Consider the following 8,416-nt stretch of genomic DNA (forward strand, 5'->3'; position numbering starts at 1 on the left):
ACCGGGCGGACCGCGCTCGCTACCGGATCTTCCGCACGTCGCTGATGTCGAACCCGCCCTCGTGGATCTCGGTCTCGAAGCGGACGATGTTCTCGGCCTCCAGCTGCGAGAGCACGCCGCGGAACTCCCGGACGAACATGGTCCGAGCGCGCTGTGACCCGCCGCTCTCCCAGGAGAACTGTAAGGTCCCGCCGGCGGCGTCCATCAGGGTGCCGAACTCGCGGTCGCGCAGCGAGTCGGTGTTCACCAACACGAGCACCAGAGCGTCCCACTCGTAGGCCGCCTTCTTCAGCCCCTTCATCACCATGGCGACGTCGCTCCAGTCGGTGTCGTCGGAGACCATCGAGACGAGGTCGGTGACGGAGTCGATACAGACGAGGCTCCCCCGGCCGTGTTCGGAGAGATAGTCGCCGAAGGCGGTAAGCACGTCCTCGTACTCGCCGCGGTCCCCCAGTTCGGTGATCGACGCCGTCGCCGTCTCGTACCAGTCGCGGGGCACCGGCGACAGCTGGAAGTACTCCGGCGAGAGGTCTCGGAAGGAGATCTCCGAGACCGCCGCGTCGACGATCTCGTCTGCCATCGTGTACCCCATCTCCCGGGTGATCGCGTCGGTGCCGGCGGTAAAGGAGATGTAGTGGACCGACTCGGGCAGCGCCGCGTCGGGGTCGACCTCGCCGTAGTACAGGTCGAACAGCTCCTCGTCGGCGCGCGCCAGGGCGTTCATCGCGGCGCTGGTGTAGCAGAACTCCCGGGCGCCGGCGCCCGCCTCGCCCGCGAGCAGCACGACGCTCCCCGGCGGCGCGCCGCCGCCGAGGATCGAGTCGAGGCGCGCGACCCCGAACGGAAGACTGGACATGGCTTACGCCCCGTCGCCGCGGGGTTTAGTGTTACCCATCTCCGGGTCGGCGGACGGCGGGTCCGTCGCCCCGATCCGCGCCCCCTCGTTCGACGCCCGGACGACCGACACCTCGCCGTCGACCCCGGCCGCGTCGAGGGCGCGTTCGCCGGCGACGAGCGCCGCGTCCGCGCGGGCCGCGTCGGTGACGCCGTAGACCGTCGGTCCCCACGAGGACTGCCCCGCGCCGAACACCGCCGAGGCGGCCGACAGCGACGCGACGATCCCGCCGACCGGCGGCCGGTACACCCCGCCCTGTTCGTCGGCGTACCACGCGCCGTTGAGCCGACCGATCTCCGCGACGGCCGCGCCGAACGCCTCCGCGTTCCCGGTGGCGATCGCGGGGAGGACGCGCCGGGTGACGATCCCGCCGATCCGGTCTGCGAGCCCCGGATCGGCGCGCTCGACCGCGGTCCGCATCGCGTCGTCCTCGGCCGCCCCGCTCCGCCCGGCGTCCGCGTCCGGCTCGACGAGCAGGAACCGCCAGTCGTCCGGGACGGCGTGACGGGCGGCGACGGGCGGCACGGTCCACTCGCCGTCCGCCGGGCGGTCGGTGGTGAAGCGCGCGGTCGGGTGGCCGGCGTCGAGGACGAAGCCGCCGGACTCGAACGTCGCGACGCCGACGCCGGAGCGCCCGCCGCGCCCGAGCGCCGGCGCGCGCTCGCGAACCCGAGTCGGTTCGCCGTGCGCGGCCGCGACCGCCGCGAGCGTCGCCGCCGCCAGCTGCGTCCCGCTGCCGAGGCCGGCGTGTCGCGGGAGCGACTCGCGGACCGCGATCCGGGCGCCGTCGACGCCGAGCTGGTCGACCGCGACGGTCGCGTACTCGCGGACGTCGTCGCGCACGCCCGGAGCGGAACCGGTCGACGCCGCGGGGTCCTCGACCGCCGCGTCCTCGACCGTCACGCGTACGTCCGTGGCCGGCTCCGCGTCGATCACGACCCGCGGCGCCGCGAGGCCGACGCCGAGGGCGCCGTACAGCCGCTCGTGGGAGAGGCTGAGGTTACAGAAACCGAAGTGGAGCCGCGCCCCGGCGCTCGCGCGTGCCATCTCGGTTCCGGGTTCGGGACGGAGTACTAAAGGGCCCGTGACCGTGGCGGGAGTTGCCTCGGAAGCCGCGAACCGGCGCGCGAGACCCGCGAACTGGCGGGAGCGACCCGCGAACCCCGCCGCGCCGATTCGGTCGGTGAGGCGACCGAACTGGTGCGCTTTTGAACGCGGGGGACCTCCGTTCGCGTATGACCGAAACGCTCAGGCTCGCGACTCGCGGGTCGGACCTGGCCCTCCGACAGGCCGAGACCGTCCGCGAGGCGCTGTCGAGCCGGCGCCGCGACGTCGAACTCCGACAGGTGGAGACGCGCGGCGACCAGATCCCCGACGAACTGATCCACCGCCTCGGGAAGACGGGCGCGTTCGTGCGCGCCCTCGACGAGGAGGTGCTCGCCGGCGACGCCGACCTCGCGGTCCACTCGCTGAAGGACCTCCCCACCGAGGAGATGGCGGACCTCGTCGTCGCGGGCGTCCCCGAGCGCGCGCCCGCCGGCGACGTGGTCGTCCATCCGGACGGACTCGGAATCGAGGACCTCCCGGCCGGCGCCGTCGTCGGGACCGGGTCGCTCCGGCGGGGCGCGCAGATCCGGGCCGCCCGACCCGACCTCACCGTCGAGCCGATCCGTGGCAACGTCGACACCCGGATAGAGAAGCTGCTCGCACCCGGCCTCCAGGCGGAACACGAGCGACGCCTGATCGCCTCCGGGGAGGAGGGCGCGCTGACCGCCGAGGCCGACGACGGCGACGCGGACGACGAGGCCGACGACGCCGGGGACGCGGAAGCCGAGGTCGACGAGGAGTTCGACCGCACCGTCGAGGAGTGGTTCGACTCGCTGTCCGACCTCGAACGCGCGGCGATGGAGCGGAAGGTCGAGTCCGAGTACGACGCGCTCGTCCTCGCTGAGGCGGGCCTGCGGCGGTCGAACCTGTTCCACGAGGTGGAGACGACGCGGCTCCCGCGCGAGGAGTTCGTCCCCGCCGCCGGGCAGGGCGCCATCGCGGTCACCGCGAGCGATCCCGACGTGATCGAGGCGGTCCGCGACGCGGTCGACCACCCGCGGACCCGCGTCGCGGTCACCGTCGAGCGGACGGTCCTGGGTGAGCTCAACGGGGGCTGTGTCGCACCGATCGGCGTCTCGGCGCTCGTCAAGGGCGAACACGTCCACGTCCGGGCGCGGGTGCTCTCGACGGACGGCACCGAGGAGGTGGCCGACACCCGCGACCTCCCGATCCGGTCGCACGCGACCGCCGCCGCCGAGTTCGCCGCCGACCTCGCGGACCGAGGCGCGGACGACCTGATCGCCGAGGCGCGCGACGAGGCGGAGACCGGAGGGGGCGATGACTGACTCCGGCACCGGCGCGGGCCCGGGATCGAACGCGGACGAACCCCCGACTCGCGGCCGCGACGAGCGGGTCGGCACCGTCTTCCTCGTCGGCTCCGGGCCGGGCGACCCCGACCTGCTCACGGTGAAGGCGAAGCGGCTGATCGAGTCGGCCGACGTGGTCCTCCACGACAAGCTCCCGGGTCCGGAGATCCTCGGCGAGATCCCGGAGGCGAAACGCGAGGACGTGGGGAAGCGCGCCGGCGGGGAGTGGACGCCGCAGGAGTACACCAACCGCCGCATGGTCGAACTGGCCCGAGAGGGGAACCGGGTCGTCCGGCTGAAGGGCGGCGACCCGTTCGTCTTCGGCCGCGGCGGCGAGGAGGCGGAGCACCTCGCCGACGAGGGGATCCCGTTCGAGGTCGTCCCTGGCGTCACCTCGGCCATCGCCGGCCCCGCGGTCGCCGGCATCCCGGTGACCCACCGCGACCACGCCTCGTCCGTCTCCTTCGTCACGGGCCACGAGGACCCGACGAAGGACGAGTCGGCGGTCGACTGGGACGCGCTCGCGGCGACCGGCGGGACCGTCGTCGTGCTGATGGGCGTCGGGAAGCTGCCGGCGTACACCGCCGAACTCCGCGACGCGGGCCTCGACGGCGACACGCCCGTCGCGCTCGTCGAGCGCGCCACCTGGCCGGGGATGCGCGTCGCGACCGGCACGCTCGACACCATCGTCGACGCCCGCGACGATACCGGGATCGAACCGCCCGCGATCACCGTGATCGGGGACGTGGCCGCGACCCGCGACCGCGTCGTGAGCTTCCTCGAGAACGCCGGCTCGGCGCCGGTTCGGTCGGCGGGCGAGGACGGGGGAGCGGCCGGCGACGACGATCCGACCGGAGGCGACGGAGCGTGAGCGACGAGACCGACCGCCCGCGCGTGGCCGTCTTCCGCCCCGACGACGAGCGGATCGAATCGGCGGTCGAACTGCTCCGGTCGCTCGGCGCGGACCCGGTCCCCGACCCGATGCTCGAAGTCGAGCCGACGGGCGCGGTGCCGGCCGACGCGCCGCTGGTCGCCTTCACGAGCAAGACCGGCGTCGAACTGGCCGCCGAGGCGGGCTGGGAGCCCGGAGACGCCGACCTCGCGGCCATCGGGCCGGCGACCGCCGCGGCCGCCCGCGAGGCGGGGTGGACGGTCGACGCGGTCCCCGACGAGTACACCTCCGCGGGGCTCGTCGCGGCGCTCGAACCGCGCGTCGCGGGCGAGCGCGTCGTCGTCGCCCGCTCCGATCACGGCAGCGACGTGCTCCTCGACGGTCTCCGCGAGGCCGGCGCCGAGGTGACCGAGACGGTGCTGTACCGGCTCACCCGGCCGCCTGAGGCCGGCGACTCCGCAGAGGCGGCCGCGTCGGGCGACCTCGACGCGGCCGCGTTCACCTCCTCGCTGACCGTCGACAACTTCCTCGCGGCGGCGGCAGACCGCGGCGTCGACGAGGGGGCGCGTGCCGGACTGGCGGACGCGGTCGTCGGCGCCATCGGGCCGCCGACCGCGGAGACGGCCGCGGCCCGCGGCGTCGACGTCGACGTCGTCCCCGACGAGGCGTCGTTCGAGTCCCTCGCGACTGCGGTCGTCGACGCCGTCGACGCGGGGACCGCCGACGCGTCCGACGCCGACCCACGGTAGCCGGAGTCAGGCCTCGCCTCGTGGCCGCCGCGGGAATCAGACGTGCCGCGGAGTCGATAGGTCCGCGAGTTGATGAACGTATCCGAGTCTCTCGACCGAGAACACCGAGGGGGCGTCTTCGACGGTCGCTCTGAAACGCCTCGGTTGTGGCTGCTGGCCGGATCTGTGCGATCAGCGCGTCGGCCGTTAGTATTGTATCTGATATTTTGACGCGGAGGTTTATAATCAGGAACGTGATATTGGAGGGTATGGAACCGAGCGAGCGCTGGCTGCTGCGGGTCGAGGACGACGTCCTCGTCGTCGAGTTCCCACACGGGACTGGACTGAGCCCCGCGGACGGCGAGGCGCTTCTCGGTCGGTGGCGGAACGCGGCGGACCCCGACGCCGTCGAGGCCGTCGTGATCGTCGTGCGGACCAGCCGGCCGTGTTCGGACGCCGGCCGTCGGGCGCTCCGCGAGTCCGCACAGATCGCGGTCGCCCGCGGCGTCGACCGCTTCGCCGTCGTCGGGCAGCGCTCGAAGCGGCGCTACCTCAAGCGGACCATCGACATCGAGGGCGTCGACACCGAGGCGTTCAACGACGACGACGCCGCGATGCGGTGGGCGAGGTGCCCGTCTACGGGCGCCTCGTCGGTCGAGACCTCCTCGTAGTTAACTTCCGGCTGCGGTTCCGTTCGCCGCGTCGTCCGTCTCGTTCCCGCCGGTAGCGTCGTCTCCGTCGGAGTCGTCGTCCGCCGTCTCCCCGTCGTCGGAGCCCTCCTCGTCGTCTGATCCCTCGCTTTCGGCGTCGTCATCGTCCTCGTCGTCGATCTCGTTGACCTCGACGTCTCGGCCCGCGACTCCGCTCCCCGAGATCACGGGCTTGAGGATGTAGCCGTTGTTCTTTCCGCGTTTGACGACGTTGATGTCGAAGACGAAGCTCACCGCCTCGTCGGGCGCGACCTCGAACTCGTTCGTGATCTGGAGTTTCTCGCTCGGGAGCTTCACGTCGACCTCGCTGCCGTCGACGATCCCCGACACCGCGGACACCTCGAGTTCGATCTTCTCGTAGCTCCCCGCCGGAATCTCGCCGTCGAACACGGCGATCGCGTCCTCGTCGATCACCTGCGTGAGGTCGACCGTCGCGCCGCCGAGCTCGACGACGGTGAAGCCGCGGTCGCCCTCGTCGTCGTCGTCTTCCTCCTCGTCGTCGTCTTCCCCGTCGGCCTCCTCCTCGTCGTCCCCGCCGTCATCGACGTCCGTCTCGTTCGCGTCGTCGTCTTCGTCCGCCGTCTCGTTCAGGGACTCGTCGTCATCGTCCGTCTCGGTGGCGTTCCGGTCGGCGCCGTCGTCCGCTTCGTCGTCTTCATCGGGCTCTTCCTCGTCGTCACTCTCGTCATCGTCTTCGTCCTCCCCGTCCCCCGCCTCGAAGACGCGGGCCCGATCGAGGGTGACGTCCAGCCGGTCGAAGTCGCCGATGTCGGCCGGGGCGTCGCTGATGAGGAGCCGGAAGTTCCCGGTGAGCGTCTCCGACCCGCCGGAGCCGTCGGAACCGTCGGAGCCGTCTGAGCCCCCCGCCGACGGGAGGGACCCGTCGCCGGCGCAGCCGGCGAGCAGCGTCGCGCTCGCGCCGGCGCCGAGGGCCACGAACTCCCGTCGGCGGACGCCGTCCGCGGACGCGTCCGCCGAGCGTCCGCCGTCCGCGGGCCCCGATCCGCCGTCGCCCGTCGTCCGCGATTCGTCGCCGCCTGTCGTCCGCGATCGGTCAGTCATCGTGAGCGGACGAACGGGTCCCGAACGGGTATAAGCGGTAGATACTCCGTCCGAATTTGTGCGGATAAAGCCGGTTTTCCGCCGATCGCCGTGGTTCGGGACCGAAGAGGGCGGGATCGCTGAGCCGGGCTACGGGCCGGCCGTCTCGATGCCGGCCGCCTCGACCACGCGCTCCGCGTGGCGCGTCGCGCGCTCGCGGACCGCGGCGGCGTCGGTCCCGACGTGCTCGCCGTCGGCGTAGCGGACCTCGCCGTCGACCATCGCGAAGGTCACGTCGTCGCCGTGGGCCGCGTACACCAGGTGCGAGAGCGGGTCGTGGAGCGGCGTCGCCCTGGTCAGGTCGGTCGAGAGTCCGATCACGTCGGCGCGGTGCCCCTCGCGGAGGGCGCCGAGGCGGTCGAAGCCGGCGGCGCGGGCGCCGCCCTCGGTCGCCATCTCCAGCACGGTCGCGGCCGGGAGGCGGGTCGGGTCCCGGGCGTCGACCTTTCCGAGCAGGCTCGCCTGCCGCATCTCGGTGAAGGCGTCGAGCGTGTTGTTACACGGCGGGCCGTCGTTGCCGAGCGCGACCGTGATCCCGCGGTCGAGGTAGTCTTGAACCGGGGCGATCCCCGAGGCGAGTTTCATGTTCGAGGAGGGGCAGTGCGTGACGACCGTGTCGGTCTCCGCGAGCACCTCGCGCTCGCGCTCGTCCGTGTGGACGCAGTGCGCGAGCGTCACGTCCGGGCCGGTCAGGCCGACCTCGTCGAGCCAGCGGACGTTGCGCTTCCCGGTGTCGGCCTCGACGGTCTCTACCTCGTCTTCGTTCTCGCTGGCGTGAGTGTGGATCGTCACGCCCTCGTACCGGTCGGCCAGCTCGCGGCAGCCGCGGAGGCAGGCCTCCGTACAGGTGACGGCGAACCGCGGCGTGACCGCGTAGCGGACGCGACCGCCGGCGGCGCCGTGGTACTTCCGGATGAGTTCCTCGCTCTCCGCGAGCGCGGCGTCGGTCTCCTCGATGAGCCCGTCGGGCGAGTCCTTGTCCATCAGCACCTTGCCGAGCCGCGCGCGGATCCCGGTCTCGATCGCGGCCTCGAACGCCTCGTCGGCGTGGTTCACCGAGAGGTGGTCGACGACCGTCGTCGTCCCCGATTCGAGACACTCCAGGTAGCCCAGCTCGGCGGCCGCCCGAGTCGCCTCGGCGTCCATCGCCGCCTCCATCGGGAGCACGGCGTCGAACAGCCAGTCGAGGAGGGCGTCGTCGTCGGCGATCCCGCGTCCGAGCGACTGGACCGAGTGGACGTGGCCGCCGACGAGGCCGGGGGTGACGATGTCGAACGCGCGCCGCTCGTGGTCGGGGTAGCGGTCGCGGAGTGCGGCCTCCTCGCCGACCGCGGCGATCGTGTTCCCCTCGACGACGACGGCGCCGTCGGGGATGACGGTCTCGGAGTCGGCGACGACGGTTCCGGCGATCAGCATGTCCGTCCGTTCCTGACGGTCGACCGGTAAGAGGCTGTCCGTTCGCGACCCCCCGATCCCGTCCGTTCGGGGCTGCCGAGCGATCAGGTGTCGAGACGGGGGATCAGCCCGCCGACGGCGGCGCGATATTTAAATTCGGGTCAGCAGCCACCGTGATCACTTATAAAACGCGGTGCGGTGGCGCGTGCCTGCGAGCGGCCGCCCACGGCGGCCGCGAGACAGCACGCGCGAGGGACGCGGCGACCGGAGCGAAGCGGAGG

General features: G+C 72.5%; 8 protein-coding genes. 4 read left to right on the top strand and 4 right to left on the bottom strand.

The features are described from left to right. Nucleotides 1–19: 19 nt before the first annotated feature. Both EXE45_RS13100 and EXE45_RS13105 read right to left on the bottom strand, forming a co-directional pair. Complete coding sequence (locus tag EXE45_RS13100; protein ID WP_092920187.1) at nucleotides 20–856, bottom strand: HTR-like protein; 837 nt, start codon at nucleotides 854–856, stop codon at nucleotides 20–22. Between the two features lie 3 nt (nucleotides 857–859). Continuing rightward, nucleotides 860–1,942 carry a beta-ribofuranosylaminobenzene 5'-phosphate synthase family protein gene (locus EXE45_RS13105; RefSeq protein WP_137694587.1) on the bottom strand — a complete coding sequence of 361 codons (1,083 nt, stop codon included), beginning with the start codon at nucleotides 1,940–1,942 and terminating at the stop codon, nucleotides 860–862. 188 nt (nucleotides 1,943–2,130) lie between these two features. On the opposite strand from EXE45_RS13105, the gene hemC reads away from it, so the two are divergent. The 4 genes from hemC (at nucleotide 2,131) to EXE45_RS13125 (ending at nucleotide 5,600) form a co-directional block, all read left to right on the top strand. Then, nucleotides 2,131–3,288, top strand: a complete 1,158-nt coding sequence (gene hemC, locus EXE45_RS13110) for a hydroxymethylbilane synthase (protein WP_137694588.1) — start codon at nucleotides 2,131–2,133, stop codon at nucleotides 3,286–3,288. After that, nucleotides 3,281–4,180 carry a uroporphyrinogen-III C-methyltransferase gene (cobA, locus tag EXE45_RS13115; protein ID WP_137694589.1) on the top strand — a complete coding sequence of 300 codons (900 nt, stop codon included), beginning with the start codon at nucleotides 3,281–3,283 and terminating at the stop codon, nucleotides 4,178–4,180. The genes hemC and cobA overlap by 8 nt, the downstream gene beginning before the upstream one ends. Continuing rightward, nucleotides 4,177–4,950 (top strand): uroporphyrinogen-III synthase, encoded by a 774-nt coding sequence (locus EXE45_RS13120; RefSeq protein WP_137694590.1) that lies wholly within the window; start codon nucleotides 4,177–4,179, stop codon nucleotides 4,948–4,950. The genes cobA and EXE45_RS13120 overlap by 4 nt, the downstream gene beginning before the upstream one ends. Nucleotides 4,951–5,198: 248 nt before the next feature. Further along, a complete protein-coding gene (locus EXE45_RS13125; RefSeq protein WP_137694591.1) occupies nucleotides 5,199–5,600 on the top strand; it encodes a hypothetical protein in 402 nt (133 codons plus the stop codon). Here EXE45_RS13125 and EXE45_RS13130 read toward each other — a convergent pair whose 3' ends face one another. Beyond that, complete coding sequence (locus EXE45_RS13130) at nucleotides 5,601–6,701, bottom strand: DUF4382 domain-containing protein (protein ID WP_137694592.1); 1,101 nt, start codon at nucleotides 6,699–6,701, stop codon at nucleotides 5,601–5,603. A gap of 129 nt (nucleotides 6,702–6,830) precedes the next feature. After that, entirely contained in the window at nucleotides 6,831–8,156 is a 1,326-nt protein-coding gene (locus EXE45_RS13135; RefSeq protein WP_092920180.1) for a 5'-deoxyadenosine deaminase, read from the bottom strand. Nucleotides 8,157–8,416 lie beyond the last annotated feature (260 nt).

This window comes from Halorubrum sp. SP9, from assembly GCF_005435015.1.
Classification (GTDB): domain Archaea; phylum Halobacteriota; class Halobacteria; order Halobacteriales; family Haloferacaceae; genus Halorubrum; species Halorubrum sodomense.